The sequence below is a fragment of the Chitinimonas koreensis genome (assembly GCF_014353015.1).
Classification (GTDB): domain Bacteria; phylum Pseudomonadota; class Gammaproteobacteria; order Burkholderiales; family Chitinimonadaceae; genus Chitinimonas; species Chitinimonas koreensis.
This window is the reverse complement of the sequence record NZ_CP060704.1, coordinates 4,338,100-4,354,418: the sequence shown is the minus strand read 5'-3', so window position 1 is coordinate 4,354,418 and position 16,319 is coordinate 4,338,100. Positions and strand designations below refer to the sequence as shown.

The following is a 16,319-nucleotide window of genomic DNA, read 5'->3' as shown; positions in this document are numbered from 1 at the left end:
GCTACCCGAAGCGGAGAATCGCATGCACGACCCCACGCTCGCCGCGCTGTTCGAACGCAGCGCGCTGCTCCGATCCGGCGCCGCGGCGGCCGCTGCCACACCGGCCAATGCCGCGATAGCCGAAGCGACCGACGCGCGGCCCGACGCCGGCCGCTACGGCAGCCTGCCGCTGAGCCTCGCCACCGTACTGGCGCTGCTGTTCGCCTGGTGGCTGGTCACCTGGCAGGGCTGGATCGCGCCGCTGTTCTTGCCGCCGCCGCAGGCGGTGCTGCTCAAGGCCTGGACGGTGGGCCGCGACGGCTTCATGGACGCCACGCTGGGCCAGCACCTCGGCGCCAGCCTCGGCCGCATCGGCGCGGCGCTGCTGGCGGCCGTGCTGCTCGGCGTGCCGGCCGGGCTGGCGATCGGTCTGAGCCGGGTTGCGCGCGGCATCTTCGACCCGCTGATCGAGCTGTACCGGCCGGTGCCGCCGCTGGCCTACCTGCCGCTGATCGTGATCTGGTTCGGCATCGGCGAGCCGGCCAAGGTGCTGCTGATCTACCTCGCCATCTTCGCGCCGATCGCGGTGGCCACCGCGGCCGCGGTGCGCGCGGTCGATCAAGGCCGGTTGCGCGCCGCCCGCTCGCTCGGCGCCAGCCGCGCCCAACTGGTCTGGCGCGTGGTGCTGCCGAGCGCGCTGCCCGACATCCTCACCGGCATCCGCATCGGCCTCGGCGCCGGCTGGTCGACCCTGGTCGCGGCCGAGCTGGTGGCGGCCACGCGCGGGCTGGGCTTCATGGTGCAGTCGGCTGCGCAGTTCCTGGTCACCGACGTGGTGCTGCTCGGCATCGCGGTGATCGCGCTGGTGGCCTTCGCGCTGGAGCTGGGGCTGCGTGCGCTGCAGCGGCGCTTCGTGCCGTGGCATGGGCGCGCATGAGGCTGCGCCGATGCGCATGTAGGAGCGGCTTCAGCCGCGAATGGCGGTCGTGGCATCTCCACCCGTTCGCGGATGAAGCCGCTCCTACGGCGCTTGGCTGCTGCACCGACCCGTAGGTCGAACTTCAGTCCGCCAGCACTGCGATCGGTTCGACGGCGCTGCGAATCGACGCCGCTGTCGGACTGAAGTCCGACCTGGCTCGGTGGCCCGGCCGGCACGGCCGCTTGCGGGGTCAACTGCACTTGGTCTGTAGGTCGGGCTTTATGCCCGACAGCGACGCCGATTCGCAGCGCTGTCGGGCGTAAAGCCCGGCCTACAACGCCGCGCCGATGCGTCGATGCGTCGATGCGTCGGTGCGCCAGTGCGGCAACCGGAGCCACGCAAGGCAGTGGTCGACGCTGCGGCATCGCAGCACCGGTTTCCTTCTTCACGATTCTCACGAGCCTCATCGCCATGACCCTGACCATCACCCCGCTTACCGCCGCCATCGGCGCCCAGGTCGACGGCGTCTCGCTGGCCGAGCCGCTTGCGCCCGCCCAGCAGGCCGCGATCGAACACGCGCTGCTGCGCCACCAGGTGCTGTTCTTCCGCCGGCAGCCGCTCACCCCGCGCCAGCAGCGCGATTTCGCCGCGCAGTTCGGCGATCTGCACGTGCACCCGATCTACCCCAACGTGCCCGAGCAGCCGCAGATCATGGTGCTCGACACCGATGCCGACAACCTGCCCGACAACGACAACTGGCACACCGACGTCACCTTCATCGCCACCCCGCCGCTCGGCGCGGTGCTGGCCGCCAAGCTGCTGCCGCCGACCGGCGGCGACACGCTGTGGTCCAGCGGCATCGCCGCCTACGAGGCGCTGTCGCCGCGGCTGCGCGCGCTGCTCGACGGCCTGCAGGCCGAGCACGATTTCGTGAAGTCCTTCCCGGCCTCGCGCCACACGCTGACGCCGGCCGCAGCGGCGCAATGGGAGGAGACGCGGCGCCGGCATCCGCCGCTGCTGCACCCGGTGATCCGCACCCATCCGGTCAGCGGCCGCAGGGCGCTGTTCGTCAACGAGGGCTTCACCACCCGCATCGTCGACCTGCCGCCGCGCGAGAGCGAGGCGCTGCTGGCCTTCCTGTTCGCCCACGCGGCGCGGCCTGAATTCACGCTGCGCTGGCGCTGGCAGGTCGACGACGTGGCGTTCTGGGACAACCGGGTGACCCAGCATTTCGCGGTGGCCGACTACCTGCCGCATCGGCGGGTGATGCACCGGGCGACGATCCTGGGCGATCGGCCGGTTTGACGGTGGGGCCCGCATGGCGGCGATATACGAGCACTGATGCGGGCTCATCGCCCCTTCTCCCGCGCGCGGGAGAAGGTGGTCCGAAGGACCGGATGAGGGCTGGTTCATCAAACCACAGCCCTCACCCCAACCCCTCTCCCGTGCACGGGAGAGGGGCTAAAGGCGTATCTGCACTGCTCCAACCGGCCTGTTTTGTATATTCATATTTGGAATAAAACAGAAATTCTAAATTTGTTTTGGAAATATTCTGTGCAGCCTACATTGGACACCTGCCACCCATTCTCAGGAGTCGAACATGGCCACCGCATCCACCCTCGCCCTGCCGCCCAAGCCGGCCATCCAGGCCGCGCTCGATGCCTCGCCCGACGAACTGCTGGCCCGCGCGCGTGCCCGTGCCGCCGAGGCCGGCCTGCGCTACGCCGGCGGGCTGTATCCGCCCGAGGCCTGGGCGCTGGCGCGCAGCGGCGCGGCGGTGCTGGTCGACGTGCGCACTGCCGAGGAGCGCAAGTACGTCGGCCACGTGCCCGACACCCTGCACGTCGCCTGGCAGACCGGCCCGGCCATGATCAAGAACCCGCGCTTCCTGCGCGAGCTGGAGAACAAGGTCGGCCGCGACCGCGTGGTGCTGCTGCTGTGCCGCAGCGGCAAGCGCTCGGCGGCGGCGGCCGAGGCGGCGGCGGCGGCCGGCTTCGGCCAGGTGTTCAACGTGCTTGAGGGCTTCGAGGGCGAGCTGGATCCGCAGCAGCGCCGCGGCGAGACCGGCGGCTGGCGTCACTGGGGCCTGCCCTGGGTGCAGGACTGACGCCGCCCGCCGCGCCACCCGAACCGATCCGCTCGATCAAAAGAACACAGGGAGAACCGCATGGATCAGTCGCAAGCCCAAGCCGGGCCGTCGCAGTGCGTAGGCGATCATGTCTGATGCCGCCGTCCTCGAATCCGCCGTGGGCGCCGCCGCGTTGGCCACCCCGGCTCCGGCTGACGCGGTCAACTGGCGGCTCGACCGCGTGGTCGCCGAGCTGCGCGCCGCCCGCGCCCACTGGCGCGCCGAACACGGCCGGCGCGAGCTGGCCGTGCGCGAGCTGCCTTCGCGCGAAGCGCTGCGCGATATCGTTAACGCGCTCAGCGGCGCGCTGTTCCCGTTGCGGCTGGGCCCGGTCGACCTGCGCGAGGAGAGCGAGGACTACTACGTCGGCCACACGCTCGACAGCGCGCTCAACGCGCTGCTGGCCCAGGTGCGGCTCGAGCTGCGCTTCGCCGCCCGCCAGCGCCGGCTGCCTGTCGACGGCATCGAGGCCGAGGCGCTGCGCATCGTGCGCGAATTCGCCGCCGCGCTGCCGGGCCTCCGAAGCCTGCTCGACAGCGACGTGCTGGCCGCCTTCCGCGGCGATCCGGCCGCCGGCAGCGTCGACGAGGTGCTGATCTGCTACCCCGGCATCCTGGCCATCATCCACCACCGCATCGCCCACCACCTGTACCGCGCCGGCCTGCCGCTGGTGGCGCGGATCATCGCCGAGACCGCCCATTCGCAGACCGGCATCGACATCCATCCGGGCGCGCAGATCGGCAGCGGCTTCTTCATCGACCACGGCACCGGCGTGGTGATCGGCGAGACCGCGGTGATCGGCGAGCGCGTGCGCGTCTACCAGGCGGTCACGCTCGGCGCCAAGCGCTTCCCGGCCGACGACGAGGGCCATCTGCACAAGGGCCTGCCGCGCCACCCGATCGTCGAGGACGACGTGGTCATCTACGCCGGCGCCACCATCCTCGGCCGCATCACGCTGGGCCGCGGCGCGGTCATCGGCGGCAACGTCTGGCTCACGCGCAGCGTGGCGCCGGGCAGCCACATCACCCAGGCGAACGTCCAGAGCGAGGACCTGCCCGCAGGCCCGCGCGAAGGGGCGTCCGCCTGATCCCCCGCGCCCGCTCCGGGCGCGCCTTCCCGCAGTACCCGACAAGAACCCAGGGAGCTTCATATGGCAGACCAGGACGCCCGCCAGGCGCTCGGCGATCACGCCGCACGCCAGTTGGCCAACGCAACCAAGACCGTACCGCAGCTTTCCACCATCACCCCGCGCTGGCTGGTCCACCTGCTGCAGTGGAACCCGGTCGAGGCCGGCATCTACCGCCTCAACCGGGTGAAGAACCCGCGCGACGTGCGCGTGGCCTGCTCGCAGCGCGACGAGGCCGAGCTGCCGCAGACCTTCGTCGACTACGAGGAGGCGCCGCGCGAGTACATCCTCAACGCGGTCAGCACCGTGCTCGACGTGCATACCCGCGTGTCCGATCTCTACAGCAGCCCGCACGACCAGATCCGCGAGCAGTTGCGGCTGACCATCGAGACGATCAAGGAGCGACAGGAAAACGAGCTGATCAACAATCCCGAGTATGGCCTCTTGGCCAACGTCGACCCGACCCAGCGCATCTCGACGCTGACCGGCGCGCCGACGCCGGACGACCTCGACGAGCTGATCACCAAGGTGTGGAAGGAGCCGGCCTTCTTCCTGCTGCACCCGCTGACCATCGCCGCCTTCGGCCGCGAATGCACGCGCCGCGGCGTGCCGCCGCCGACGGTGAGCCTGTTCGGTTCTCAGTTCCTGACCTGGCGTGGCCTGCCGCTGATCCCGTCGGACAAGGTGCCGATCGACGAGGATGGCAAGACCAAGATCCTGCTGCTGCGCGTCGGCGAGAAGCGCCAGGGCGTGATCGGCCTGTACCAGCCGGGCCTCGCCGGCGAGCAGAGCCCGGGGCTGTCGGTGCGCTTCATGGGCATCAACCGCAACGCCATCGCCTCCTACCTGATTTCGCTGTACTGCTCGCTGGCCGTGCTGACGGAAGACGCACTGGCCGTGCTCGATGACGTGGAGATCGGCAAGTACCATGACTATTCAGACACCTATAAGTAATCCCGGCATCGCCGGCCTCGCGCCGCCGGGTTTGCCCGACGTGGCGACGCTGTCGCAGCTGGCCAACGCCTTCTTCGCCAGCCTGCCGGGCGAGACGCCCGAGCTGGACGGGCCGCGGTCGGCCGGGCCGGACCTGGCCGGCGCGGGCTCGCCGACCGGTGCCGCGGCGTCGCGCGGCGAGCCGGCGGGATTCGGCGGCGGCGCACCGGTCTTCGCGCCTGCGATCGAACCGGCGCAGTTCGGCGCCGCGGTCCCGCCGGCGCCGGCGGCCGTGTCGCCGCAGTTCGGCCGTTCGCTGGCGCCGGCGCTGCCGGCCGGCTTCGAGGCTGCGCTGCCGCTGCCCGAGCGCGCGGCGCCGCTGCAATCGAGCGGCCAGCCGGCCGGTGCGCCCGCTTCGCCGTATTACTTCGTCGGCGAGTCGAGCGCCTACCACTCGTCGATCGCGCCGGCCGCTTCGCCGGCGGCCGCGCCCGCGGTGGCCGAAAACCGCGTCCAGCCGCAGCCCTACGACCTGCCCGGCACGGCCGACCTGGCCGGCTCGCTCGACGCCAGCCACGTGCCGCCCTTGCAGGCGCAGCGGCCGTCGGCCGGCCCGGCGGCGGGGCAGTTCTACTTCCTCGACGCTGGTGCGGCGCCGCGCATCGAGCGCCTGCCCGACGGTGCGCCGCAGGTGCGCAGCCACGGCGCCTTCGACGTCGAGGCGGTGCGGCGCGATTTCCCGATCCTGGCCGAACGCGTCGGCGGCAAACCGCTGGTCTGGCTCGACAACGCTGCCACCACCCAGAAGCCGCAGGCGGTGATCGACCGGCTGGCCTGGTTCTACGCGCACGAGAACTCCAACATCCACCGCGCCGCGCACGAGCTGGCGGCGCGCGCGACCGACGCCTACGAGGGCGCGCGCGGCAAGGTGGCGCGCTTCATCGGCGCCCGTTCGGCCGAGGAGATCGTGTTCGTGCGCGGCGCCACCGAGGCGATCAACCTGGTGGCCAACACCTTCGGCCGCCAATACATCGGCGAGGGCGACGAGATCGTGGTGTCGCTCTTGGAGCACCACGCCAACATCGTGCCCTGGCAGCAGCTGGCGGCGGCCACCGGGGCGAAGATCCGGGTGATCCCGGTCGACGACAGCGGCCAGATCCTGCTCGACGAGTATCGCAAACTCCTGAACCCGCGCACCCGGCTGGTGGCCGTCACCCAGGTCTCCAACGCGCTCGGCACCATCACCCCGGTGGCCGAGATCGTCGCGCTGGCCCATGCCGCCGGCGCACGGGTGCTGGTCGACGGCGCGCAGTCGGTATCGCACCTGCGCGTCGACGTGCGCACGCTCGATGCCGATTTCTTCGTGTTCTCGGGCCACAAGATCTTCGGCCCGACCGGCATCGGCGTGCTGTACGGCAAGGCCGAGCTGCTCGACGCGCTGCCGCCGTGGCAGGGCGGCGGCAACATGATCGCCGACGTGGCCTTCGACAAGACGCTGTACCAGAAGGCGCCGGCGCGCTTCGAGGCCGGCACCGGCAACATCGCCGACGCGGTCGGGCTCGGCGCTGCGCTCGACTACCTCGAGCGATTGGGGCTGGAGAACGTGGCGCGCTACGAGCACGACCTGCTGAGTTACGCGACCTACGGCCTGCAGCGGATTCCGGGCGTGCGGCTGATCGGCACGGCGGCGCAGAAAACCAGCGTGGCATCGTTCGTGCTTGCCGGCTACAGCACGGCCGAGGTCGGCAGCGCGCTGAGCCGCGAGGGCATCGCGGTGCGCTCGGGCCACCACTGCGCCCAGCCGATCTTGCGCCGCTTCGGGCTGGAGGCGACGGTGCGGCCTTCGCTGGCCTTCTACAACACCTGCGGCGAGATCGACGCGCTGCTGGCGGTGGTGAACCGGCTGGCGCGGGGAGGGGATCGGTGGGGGCGCACTAAGCGGCATGGACCGAGCCGCGGGGCGCACGCATTCCCCGCCCTTCAAGGGGAGGGCCAGGGGGATGGGGTCGGTTCGCCATCGACCTCATCCCCTGCGCTGCGCAGGGCAATGCCCGTAGGAGGGGCTTCAGCCGCGAATGGCTGAAGTGTCCACTCGACCCTTCGCGGCTGAAGCCGTTCCTACAGCGCTTCAAGACGACGGCCCGGCAATCGCCGGGCCGTTTTCACGGCGCCGTGGCAAGCGGCCTTCATCGCGGCTTAAAGTTGAATATATTTAATATTCACCTCGCTCCTCATCCACGCTCAAGGAACCGCCATGCCCGCCCGCCGCCTCCTGCCCCTCCTCATTGCCCTGGCCGGCCTCGCCGCCGCGCAGGCGCAAGCCGACCAGCTCGACGACATCCGCAAGGCCAAGAAGATCCGCATCGCCATCGACCTCAATTCGCCGCCGTTCGGCAGCCGCGACGCCGGCCAGAAGCCGGCCGGCTCCGACGTCGAGGCCGCGCAGCTGCTGGCCAAGGATCTCGAGGTCGCGCTCGAGATCGTCGACACCAGCGGCCCCAACCGCATTCCCGACCTGCAGGCCAGGAAGGCCGACCTGGTGATCTCCTCGCTGTCGATCACGCCCGAGCGCGAGAAGCTGATCGATTTCTCGGCGCCCTACGGCTACATCGGCTCGGTGATCGGCGCGCCCAAGGGCACCGCCATCGCCGGCTTCCCCGACCTCGCCGGCAAGCGGGTAGCGGCGGTCAAGGGCACCACCAACGAGAAGTACGCGAGCGAGCGGGCCGGCGGCGCCCAGATCGTCCGCTACGACGACAACGATGCGCTGATCGCCGCGGCCGTCGCCGGCAAGGAGGAGGTGGTCGCCACTTCGCCGGCCACCGTGCGGCTGATCAACGACAAGGCGCCCAAGGCCGGCCTGGAGGTGAAGTTCGTGATGATGAAGTCGCCGCTCGGCATCGGCCTGCGCAAGGGCGAGCCGAAGCTGAAGGAATGGCTCGACGGCTGGGTGGCGAAGAACAAGGAGAACGGCAAGCTGGGCGAGATCGGCAAGCGCTTCCACGGCAATTGAGCCGGTTCGGCGCCGTCGGCGCGACGCAAGCTTGCTGCGATCGTCCGGCAGGTCGGGCTTTACGCCCGACGGCGCCGCGTGTGGAGGTCGCTGTCGGGCGTAAAGCCCGACCTACGTCGGAGCTGCAGTAGCAGTTGCGGCCGGAGCGGGGATGTCGCCATGGCCGCGTGGCCACAACGCATGTGTAGGAGCGGCTTCAGCCGCGAATGGCCGCAGGTGAACGCTCGCCGATTCGCGGCTGAAGCTGCTCCTACAGGGACAGGCCGCGTGGCGGCGATCAGCTTTCGGCCAGCAAGCCGGGCGTGCCGCCTGCCATGGGCAGCGCCGCGTCGCTGTCGTCCTTCAATCCCACCCCGGTCAGCTGCCGCGCCAGCGCCGCCTGGATCAGCCAGGCCAGCTTGCGCGCGGCCTGGAGCGGCGGCAGGCCCTCGGGGCGGATGTTGGAGACGCAGTTGCGCTCCGCATCCAGCCGGCCCACGCGCGGCGCGAAGGTCAGGTAGGCGCCCAGGCTGTCGGGCGAGGAGAGACCCGGCCGCTCGCCCAGCAGCATCAGCGCCAGCCGCGCGCCGAGCAGCTCGCCGACCTCGTCGGCCAGCGCCACCCGCGCCTGCCGCGCCACCACCAGCGGGCCCAGTTGCAGCCCGCCCAGCAGCGGCAGCAGCGCGGCCACCGTGGCGGCGGCCTGGCGCTGCACCGCCAGCGCCGACAGGCCGTCGCCGATCACGATCGCCAGGGTGCAGCCCGCGCCGCCGCGTGCCGCCAGCAGCGCCCGGCCGTCCGCGTCGAGCCGGCGGCCCAGGTCGGGCCGCTGCAGGTAGTCGCGCCGGTCGGCCGCCTGGCTGGCGACCGCCAGCACGTCGAGTCCCCGCGCGCCGAGCTCGGCCATCAGCGCCGCCGTGTCGAGCGGCAGGTGCACCGCGTCGCGCGCCTGGGCGTGGGCCAGGCCGAACTGCAGCACTTCGCGGGTCGGCAGGCCGTTGCCGGCGCGGCCCAGCGCGATGCGCGCCTGGGTGTGGCCGGCCAGCGCCTGCCACGGGTCCTTGGGCGTCAGCATGGCGTTTCTCCGTTGCCATCGAAGGCGGCCAGCAGCCGGTGGTCGCCGCGCGCCGGCAGCAGGCGCCCGCGCGCGTCGGCCAGTTGCAGGTCGGCCAGCCAGGCCTCGAATTCGGGCGCGCGCCGCAGGCCGAGCACCTCGCGCACGAACAGCTGGTCGTGGAACGAGGTGCTCTGGTAGTTGAGCATGATGTCGTCGGCGCCGGGCACGCCCATCACGAAATTGACGCCGGCCGCGCCGAGCAGCACCAGCAGGTTGTCCATGTCGTCCTGGTCGGCCTCGGCATGGTTGGTGTAGCAGACGTCGCAACCCATCGGCACGCCCATCAGCTTGCCGCAGAAGTGGTCCTCCAGCCCGGCGCGGATGATCTGCTTGCCGTCGTACAGGTACTCGGGCCCGATGAAGCCGACCACGGTGTTCACCAGCAGCGGCTCGAAATGGCGCGCCACCGCGTAGGCGCGCGCCTCGCAGGTCTGCTGGTCGACGCCGTGGTGGGCGCCGGCCGACAGCGCGCTGCCTTGGCCGGTCTCGAAATACATCACGTTGTCGCCGACCGTGCCGCGGCCGAGCGACAGCGCCGCCTGCCGTGCCTCGTCGAGCAGCGCGAGGCTGATGCCGAAGCCGGCGTTGGCCGCCTCGGTGCCGGCCACCGACTGAAACACCAGGTCGACCGGCGCGCCGGCCTCGATGGCGCGGATCTGCTGGGTCACGTGGGTCAGCACGCAGCTCTGGGTCGGGATCGCGTGGCGGGCGATCACCTCGTCGAGCAGGCGCCACAGCGCGGTCAGCGCCGGCACGCTGTCGGAGGCCGGGTTGATGCCGATCACCGCGTCGCCGACGCCGTACATCAGGCCGTCGAGCATCGAGGCGGCGATGCCGCGCGCGTCGTCGGTCGGATGGTTGGGCTGCAGCCGCACCGACAGCCGGCCCGGCAGGCCGATGGTGTCGCGGAAGGCGGTGACCACCCGGCATTTGCGCGCCACCGCGATCAGGTCCTGGTTGCGCATCAGCTTGCTCACGCCGGCCGCCATCTCGGGCGTGATGCCGGGCGCGACGGCGGCCAGCACCGCGCTGTCGGTGTCCTCGTGCAGCAGCCATTCGCGGAACTCGCCGACGGTGAGCGCGGCCAGCGGCGCGAAGGCGGCGGCGTCGTGGCCGTCGACGATCAGCCGGGTCACCTCGTCGCTTTCGTAGGGGATCGGCGTCTCGGCGAGGAAATGGCGCAGCGGCAGGTCGGCCAGCGCCCAGCGCGCCGCCATGCGCTGCTCGGCGCTGTGGGCCGCCACGCCGGCCAGCGCATCGCCCGAGCGCGCCGGGCTGGCCTTGGCCAGCAGGTCCTTGAGATCGGCGAAGACGTGGCGCGTGGCGCCGAGGGTGCAGGCGAAGGGCATGGTGGACGGTCTTCTGCCGGTGGATGCGGTTGGATTCGGTCTGGCGGGCGTGGCCGCGGATTGCGTGCGGGCGTGTAGGTCGGAATTCAGGGCTTCCGACAGCGCCCGTATTTCAGATCGCCGCCGGAAGTCAATTCCGACCTACGCAAGCCGCCTCAGGTCATCGGTCCATCCAGCAGCGCATCGGCCGGCGCCTCGGCGCGCTGCGCGCCGGTGAGCAGGAAGTAGCCGAAGGCGACCGCCAGGAAGCCGGCGAAGATCAGCGACAGCATCAGGTTGTAGTAGATCAGCGCGGCCAGGCAGATGCAGGCGGCGAACAGCGCGAAGCCCGGCAGCCAGGGGTAGCCCGGCGCGCGGAAGCTGCGCTCGAGGCCGGGCTCGCTCAGCCGCAGCTTGAACAGGCTGGCCATCGAGACGATGTACATCACGATCGCGCCGAACACCGACAGCGTGACGATGTTGGCGGTCAGCGGCTGGCCGCCGATGGTCAGCACGCTGTCGCTGAAGATGGCGGCGATGCCGACCGCGCCGCCGGCCAGGATGGCGCGGTGCGGCGTGCGGAAGCGCGGGTGCACGGCGGCCAGCGCGCGCGGCAGGTAGCCGGCGCGGCCGAGCGCGAAGATCTGCCGCGAGTAGCCCAGGATGATGCCGTGGAAGCTGGCCACCAGGCCGAACAGGCCGATCCAGACCAGCATGTGCAGCCAGCCGCTCTCGGCGCCGACGATCATCTTCATCGCCTGCGGCAGCGGGTCGTTGATGTTGGACAGCGCGCGCCAGTCGCCGGCGCCGCCGGCGAACACCATCACGCCGACCGCCAGCACCAGCAGGGTGAGGATGCCGCCGATGTAGGCGCGCGGAATGGTGCGGCGCGGTTCGTGCGCTTCCTCGGCCGCCATGGCGGCGCCCTCGATGGCGAGGAAGAACCAGATCGCGAACGGGATGGCGGCGAACATGCCGCTCCAGGCGGCGAGGCCGAATTCGTCCTGGCCGCTCCAGCCGCCGCGCACGAAGTTGGCCAGGCTGAAGCCGGGCGCCACCACGCCCATGAACACCAGCAATTCGCCGATCGCCACCACGGTGACGAACAGCTCGAAGGCCGCGGCGATGCCGACCCCGACGATGTTGAGCGCCATGAACACCAGGTAGGCGCCGACCGCCGCGACCTTCGGATCGATGCCGGGGAACTGGACGTTGAGATAGGCGCCGATGGCCAGTGCGATGGCCGGCGGCGCGAAGACGAATTCGATCAGCGTGGCGATACCGGCCAGGAAGCCGCCGGCCGGTCCGAAGGCCCGCCGGGCGTAGGCGAACGGCCCGCCGGCATGCGGAATCGCGCAGGTCAGCTCGGTGTAGCTGAAGATGAAGGCGGCGTACATCGCCGCGACGAACAGCGCGGTGACCATGAAGCCCAGCGTGCCGGCCTGGGCCCAGCCGTAGCTCCAGCCGAAATATTCGCCCGAGATCACCAGCCCGACCGCGATCCCCCACAGCTGCCAGGCGCCCAGCGTCCGTTTGAGCCCATTGTCCATCGTCGTCCTCCCGCTCGCGGCACATGCCGCGCAGCACCTTCAGCAGGAGCCGTGCCAAGCGCTCCCGGCCGGCGCCTGCCGTGCCACCGGCCCTGTCGATTCAAGCGCTTGCTGCGTTGCGGCGCAGCATGAGGGCAAGGCAGCCGCCCTTCGCTGCATCGCCGTGGTGCGGCGCAGCATCGCGTCGCCCGGCCTTGGGTCGCCGCCGGCGCTCAGCGCTTGGGCTCGTCGGGCGTCTCGAACCACTCGGCGTCGGGCAGCCGCGCGAACACCCGGCGCAGGCCCTCGCCCAGCCGCGCCGAAGGCGCATGAAGTAGCGGTCCTCGCGGTCGATGCGGTGCGGCCTGGCCGGCGCGAACGAGTCGCCGCGGTACAGCAGCATGTCGATCGGCAGGCCGACCGACAGGTTGCTGCGCACGGTCGAATCGAACGAGATCAGCGTGCACTTGGCCGCTTCGGCCAGCGTGGTGCGGAAGTCGACCACCCGGTCGATGATCGGCTTGCCGTACTTCGATTCGCCGATCTGGAAGTAGGGCGTGTCTTCGCAGGCCTCGATGAAATTGCCCTGCGGATAGACATGGAACAGCCGCGGCGCCTCGCCGCGGATCTGGCCGCCGACCAGGAAGTTGCCGCCGAAGTCGATGCCCTGCGCCTGCTGGATGTCGTGGGCGTCGCGCGCCAGCACCTCGCGGATGGTCTGACCGACCAGCTCGGCGGCGTCGTACATCGAGCGCGCGTTCAGCAGGTGCATGCCGTCGTGGTGCAGCCGCTGCTGCAGCAGGCTGACCACGCTCTGGGTGGTGGCGAGGTTGCCCGAGCTCAGCAGCACGATCAGGCGTTCCTCGGCCTGCTCGAACACGGTCATCTTGCGGAAGGTGGCGATGTGGTCGACACCGGCATTGGTACGGGAATCGGAGGCGAACAGCAGGCCGGCCTCGAGGCGCATGGCGACGCAATAAGTCATAGCGGTACGGCGGTTACGGTTGGGAAGAGTTCCAGTTTAGAGCCTGGCATCCGCTCATGGGCGCCGGATTGCATGTCCGCTGCCGGCGTCACTGGTCGGCCGCGCTCACCTTCGCCACCGCGTGCATCGCCTCGCCGCCGCCGCCGACGCGCACGCCGCGGACCGGGCAGGCGTCGAGGTAGTCCATGCCGACCGCCAGTTTGACGTGCTGGCCGCCGGCCAGGCAGCGGTTGCTCACGTCGTAGCCGAGCCAGCCCGTGCCCAGCCAGGCTTCGGCCCAGGCATGGCTGGCGACGTGGTCGTGGTCGGTCGCCAGGTAGCCGCTGACGTAGCGCGCCGGCACGCCGAGCAGGCGCGCGCAGGCGACCAGGACGTGGGCATGGTCCTGGCAGACGCCGCGACCGCTGGCGAAGGCTTCGCTGGCCGAGGTGGCGACGTCGGTGTGGCCCGGCGTGTAGGGCATGCGCTCGGCCAGCGCCTGCATCAGCGCGGCCAGGCCGGCCTGGCGGTCGGCCGCCACCGCGGCGGCGAAATCCTGCACGAAGCCGATCAGCGTGGCGTCGGCCAGCGTCAGCGGCGAGTCGCGCAGGAACACCGCCGGCGGCAGGCCGTCGTCGGCCTCGGGCTGCGGCGGCGTGTCGTCGGTCTCGACCGTGCCGGCCGCGCGCAAGCGGATCTCGCTGTGCGGCATGTCGAGCGTGAGCACGTGCAGCACGTTGCCGTAGGCGTCGATGCCGCGGCTGGCCGGGGCGGGCAGCTCGAGCTGCCAGTCGATCACCCGCAGCCGGCCGGCGCTCTTCGGGGTGAGTCGCAGGTACTGGGTGCTGCGCGCGACCGGGGTGTCGTAGCGGTAGACGGTTTCGTGTTCGATGGCGAGGCGCATGGGGGTCTCCTGGGCGTTGTTGTTGTGGGGATAGGAGGGATGGGCAGCGAATTCCGCTGACGAGGCTCGAACTGCGGCTACGGTATGGAGTTGGCGCGGCCAACCCTCTCCCTCCGGGAGAGGGCAGGGTGAGGGCGCGCCGGTGGAGTCATTGCTGCCCGTCGGGGCGTAGCTTGGATGGCTGTCGTTGCGTGGTTTGGATCAACGTCAGTAGACGGCCGAACCGTCGCTCCCTCACCTCCCCGTTCCTGCATCGCAGGAACGGGTGCTTCTCCCGGGGGAGAGGGGCTAAGAGCCGGCGCTCGTTCAATTAACCCACATCCCTATGCCGACAGCAGGAATGGCCAACCCTACAGCATCAACTGCCAATACCCCACGTCGATCCTTCGCCCGAACTTGAACCCCACCTCCTCGAACAGCGCCACCCGCCGGTAGCCGAGCTTCTCGTGCAGCGCCACGCTGGCCGCATTGGGCAGCGCGATGCCGCCGATCGCGGTATGCAGGCCGCCGTCGCGCAGCCGCGCCAGCAGCGCCTGGTAGAGCCGGGTGCCGAGCCCGCGGCGGCCGTGGCCGGCGGCCAGGTAGACGCTGGTCTCGACCGCATGGCGGTAGGCCGCCCGCACGCGCCACCTGGCGGCGTAGGCGTAGCCGGCCAGCACGCCGTCGACCTCGGCCACCAGCCAGGGCAGGCCGGCGGCCTCGACGTTGGCCAGCCGCGCCGCCATCTCGGCCGCGTCGATCGGTTCGGTCTCGAAGCTGATCGTGCTGTCGAGGATGTAGGGGTTGTACAGCGCGGCCATGGCGGCCGCGTCGGCGGCGCTGGCCGGGCGCAGGGTAAGCGTGCTGCCGTCGGTGTCGGTGCTCATCGGGGTCATGTCGGGGATTTCAGGCCGCCTCGAAATAGGCGGCGCGGATCGCCTCGCTGAGCACCGCCGAATCGGCCAGGAAATCGGTCAGCCAGGCATGCAGGTCCATCTCGAGGATTTCGTCGATGGCGCCGTATTCGAGCTTGATCGCCAGCTTGCCGGCCAGCCGCTTCACGTGGCGGCCGGCATCGGCGGCGCCGAGCACCGCCTCGATCTGCGGCAGGATGCTGCGGATCTCGTCGCAGCAGGCGCGCAGGCTGCGCGGCACGTCCGGGCGCAGGATCAGCAGTTCGGCCACCCGGCGGCCGTCCAGGCTGTCGCGGTAGGCGGCGTGGTAGGCCTCGAACGCCGACAGCGAGCGCAAGAGCGCGCTCCAGGCGTAGAAGTGGGGCGCCGATTCGCTGTGGCTCGGCACGATCAGGTGGGCCTTCACGTCCAGCAGGCGCGCGGTGTTGTCGGCGCGCTCGGCGAAGGTGCCGAGCCGGATGAAGCAGTAGGCGTCGTTGCGCTGCAGCGTGCCGTAGGTGGCGCCGCGGAACAGGTGCGAGCGCTCCTTCACCCAGTCGAAGAAGCCGCTCACGCTGGAGATGCCGCGCTGCGGCAGCGTGCGCGCCTCGAGCCAGGTGGCGTTGATCGCCTCCCACATCTCGGCGGTGATCTGGCCGCGCACCGCGTGGGCGTTCTCGCGGGCGAACTTGAGGCAGCTGAGCACCGAGGCCGGATTGTCGAGATCGAGCGCCATGAAGGTCAGCAGCCGGTCGCCGTCGAGCTTGGCGTGGCGGCCGCCGAACGCGTCGAGCGTGCCGGTGACGGCCAGCGGCGCGGCCAGTTCGGCCGAGGCGCCGTGCGACTGCGGCAAGAGCGACAGCGAGTGGGCGACGTCGAGCATGCGCACCAGGTTTTCGGCGCGCTCCAGGTAGCGGCTCATCCAGTAGAGCTGGGCAGCGGTACGCGAAAGCATCATTCCTCCTCGACCGCAACGGCGGTCGCAGGTTCGACGCTGCGGTCGATCAGCAGCTTGTAGTAGATCGCGGTCGGGCGCAGGGTGCCGTCGGGGCTGGCGGCGAAATCGGGGATCTCGCCGACGCGGCGGTAGCCCAGCGCGGCATAGAAGCCTTCGGCGCCGGAACCGGCCTCGGTGTCGAGATGCAGCATGCCCCGGCCGAGCCCCTGCGCGCGCGCTTCCAGCGCCAGCATCAGCAGCCGGGCGATGCCCTGGCCGCGCCAGCGCGGCGACACCATCAGCTTCTGCACTTCGGCGCGGTTGCGGCCGTTGGCGCGGCCGGCCGGCGACAGCTGGACGGTGCCGACCACCACCCCGTCGCGCCGGGCCACCCACAGCATGAGGCCGCCGCCGCGCAACTGGTCGAACACGTCGAGCCAGTAGCGCCGCGCCTCCTGCCAGCCCAGCGGGGCGAGGAAGCCGATGCTGGCGCCGCCGTCGACCGAATCGGCCAGCAGCGCGCACAGGCCGTCGAGCAGCGGCGCCGCCTCGGCGTAGGGCACCTCGGAGATGTGCACGGGCTCGGTCATG

Annotated in this window: 15 protein-coding genes; 7 read left to right on the top strand and 8 right to left on the bottom strand. The window is 70.9% G+C overall.

Annotated elements, in window-relative coordinates:
* Positions 1-22: 22 nt before the first annotated feature.
* The 7 genes from tauC (at position 23) to H9L41_RS18190 (ending at position 8,098) form a co-directional block, all read left to right on the top strand.
* Positions 23-916, top strand: a complete 894-nt coding sequence (gene tauC / locus H9L41_RS18220) for a taurine ABC transporter permease TauC (RefSeq protein WP_084299976.1) — start codon at positions 23-25, stop codon at positions 914-916.
* A 453-nt stretch (positions 917-1,369) separates the two neighbouring features.
* Positions 1,370-2,203: a taurine dioxygenase gene (tauD, locus tag H9L41_RS18215; protein WP_034606358.1), complete on the top strand. Its 834-nt coding sequence runs from the start codon at positions 1,370-1,372 to the stop codon at positions 2,201-2,203.
* Between the two features lie 295 nt (positions 2,204-2,498).
* A complete protein-coding gene (locus H9L41_RS18210; RefSeq protein WP_028445359.1) occupies positions 2,499-3,005 on the top strand; it encodes a rhodanese-like domain-containing protein in 507 nt (168 codons plus the stop codon).
* Positions 3,006-3,114: 109 nt separating this feature from the next.
* Positions 3,115-4,113 (top strand): serine O-acetyltransferase EpsC, encoded by a 999-nt coding sequence (gene epsC / locus H9L41_RS18205; protein ID WP_084299974.1) that lies wholly within the window; start codon positions 3,115-3,117, stop codon positions 4,111-4,113.
* 63 nt (positions 4,114-4,176) lie between these two features.
* The gene (locus H9L41_RS18200; protein WP_028445357.1) at positions 4,177-5,106 is read left to right on the top strand and encodes a family 2A encapsulin nanocompartment shell protein; all 930 of its coding nucleotides are present in this window, start codon (positions 4,177-4,179) and stop codon (positions 5,104-5,106) included.
* Positions 5,081-7,168, top strand: a complete 2,088-nt coding sequence (locus H9L41_RS18195; protein WP_187523525.1) for a family 2A encapsulin nanocompartment cargo protein cysteine desulfurase — start codon at positions 5,081-5,083, stop codon at positions 7,166-7,168. The genes H9L41_RS18200 and H9L41_RS18195 overlap by 26 nt, the downstream gene beginning before the upstream one ends.
* A 171-nt stretch (positions 7,169-7,339) precedes the next feature.
* Positions 7,340-8,098: a transporter substrate-binding domain-containing protein gene (locus tag H9L41_RS18190; RefSeq protein ID WP_028445355.1), complete on the top strand. Its 759-nt coding sequence runs from the start codon at positions 7,340-7,342 to the stop codon at positions 8,096-8,098.
* A gap of 277 nt (positions 8,099-8,375) precedes the next feature.
* Here the strand turns inward: H9L41_RS18190 and eutC are convergent, their stop codons facing one another.
* The 8 genes from eutC to H9L41_RS18150 all read right to left on the bottom strand — a co-directional run bounded on the left by eutC (position 8,376) and on the right by H9L41_RS18150 (position 16,318).
* A complete protein-coding gene (eutC, locus tag H9L41_RS18185; RefSeq protein ID WP_028445354.1) occupies positions 8,376-9,152 on the bottom strand; it encodes an ethanolamine ammonia-lyase subunit EutC in 777 nt (258 codons plus the stop codon).
* On the bottom strand, positions 9,146-10,543 hold the full coding sequence (locus H9L41_RS18180) for an ethanolamine ammonia-lyase subunit EutB (RefSeq protein WP_028445353.1): 1,398 nt from the start codon (positions 10,541-10,543) through the stop codon (positions 9,146-9,148). The genes eutC and H9L41_RS18180 overlap by 7 nt, the downstream gene beginning before the upstream one ends.
* Before the next feature lie 155 nt (positions 10,544-10,698).
* On the bottom strand, positions 10,699-12,072 hold the full coding sequence (eat, locus tag H9L41_RS18175) for an ethanolamine permease (protein ID WP_051318829.1): 1,374 nt from the start codon (positions 12,070-12,072) through the stop codon (positions 10,699-10,701).
* Between the two features lie 100 nt (positions 12,073-12,172).
* Entirely contained in the window at positions 12,173-13,018 is an 846-nt protein-coding gene (locus H9L41_RS18170) for a proteasome-type protease (RefSeq protein WP_265583831.1), read from the bottom strand.
* 106 nt (positions 13,019-13,124) lie between these two features.
* A complete protein-coding gene (locus H9L41_RS18165; protein WP_028445351.1) occupies positions 13,125-13,919 on the bottom strand; it encodes a transglutaminase family protein in 795 nt (264 codons plus the stop codon).
* Positions 13,920-14,269: 350 nt separating this feature from the next.
* The gene (locus H9L41_RS18160) at positions 14,270-14,785 is read right to left on the bottom strand and encodes an arsinothricin resistance N-acetyltransferase ArsN1 family B (protein ID WP_028445350.1); all 516 of its coding nucleotides are present in this window, start codon (positions 14,783-14,785) and stop codon (positions 14,270-14,272) included.
* A gap of 19 nt (positions 14,786-14,804) precedes the next feature.
* A complete protein-coding gene (locus H9L41_RS18155) occupies positions 14,805-15,746 on the bottom strand; it encodes an alpha-E domain-containing protein (RefSeq protein ID WP_028445349.1) in 942 nt (313 codons plus the stop codon).
* Positions 15,746-16,318 carry a GNAT family N-acetyltransferase gene (locus H9L41_RS18150; RefSeq protein ID WP_051318828.1) on the bottom strand — a complete coding sequence of 191 codons (573 nt, stop codon included), beginning with the start codon at positions 16,316-16,318 and terminating at the stop codon, positions 15,746-15,748. The genes H9L41_RS18155 and H9L41_RS18150 overlap by 1 nt, the downstream gene beginning before the upstream one ends.
* Position 16,319 lies beyond the last annotated feature (1 nt).

Excerpts from the sequence above, each read along its gene's own strand:
- tauC (WP_084299976.1), top strand. The coding sequence starts at position 23 with ATGCACGACCCCACGCTCGCCGCGCTGTTCGAACGCAGCGCGCTGCTC.
- tauD (WP_034606358.1), top strand. The coding sequence starts at position 1,370 with ATGACCCTGACCATCACCCCGCTTACCGCCGCCATCGGCGCCCAGGTC.
- H9L41_RS18210 (WP_028445359.1), top strand. The coding sequence starts at position 2,499 with ATGGCCACCGCATCCACCCTCGCCCTGCCGCCCAAGCCGGCCATCCAG.
- epsC (WP_084299974.1), top strand. The coding sequence starts at position 3,115 with ATGTCTGATGCCGCCGTCCTCGAATCCGCCGTGGGCGCCGCCGCGTTG.
- H9L41_RS18200 (WP_028445357.1), top strand. The coding sequence starts at position 4,177 with ATGGCAGACCAGGACGCCCGCCAGGCGCTCGGCGATCACGCCGCACGC.
- H9L41_RS18195 (WP_187523525.1), top strand. The coding sequence starts at position 5,081 with ATGACTATTCAGACACCTATAAGTAATCCCGGCATCGCCGGCCTCGCG.
- H9L41_RS18190 (WP_028445355.1), top strand. The coding sequence starts at position 7,340 with ATGCCCGCCCGCCGCCTCCTGCCCCTCCTCATTGCCCTGGCCGGCCTC.
- eutC (WP_028445354.1), bottom strand. The coding sequence starts at position 9,152 with ATGCTGACGCCCAAGGACCCGTGGCAGGCGCTGGCCGGCCACACCCAG.
- H9L41_RS18180 (WP_028445353.1), bottom strand. The coding sequence starts at position 10,543 with ATGCCCTTCGCCTGCACCCTCGGCGCCACGCGCCACGTCTTCGCCGAT.
- eat (WP_051318829.1), bottom strand. The coding sequence starts at position 12,072 with ATGGACAATGGGCTCAAACGGACGCTGGGCGCCTGGCAGCTGTGGGGG.
- H9L41_RS18170 (WP_265583831.1), bottom strand. The coding sequence starts at position 13,018 with ATGCGCCTCGAGGCCGGCCTGCTGTTCGCCTCCGATTCCCGTACCAAT.
- H9L41_RS18165 (WP_028445351.1), bottom strand. The coding sequence starts at position 13,919 with ATGCGCCTCGCCATCGAACACGAAACCGTCTACCGCTACGACACCCCG.
- H9L41_RS18160 (WP_028445350.1), bottom strand. The coding sequence starts at position 14,785 with ATGAGCACCGACACCGACGGCAGCACGCTTACCCTGCGCCCGGCCAGC.
- H9L41_RS18155 (WP_028445349.1), bottom strand. The coding sequence starts at position 15,746 with ATGCTTTCGCGTACCGCTGCCCAGCTCTACTGGATGAGCCGCTACCTG.
- H9L41_RS18150 (WP_051318828.1), bottom strand. The coding sequence starts at position 16,318 with ATGACCGAGCCCGTGCACATCTCCGAGGTGCCCTACGCCGAGGCGGCG.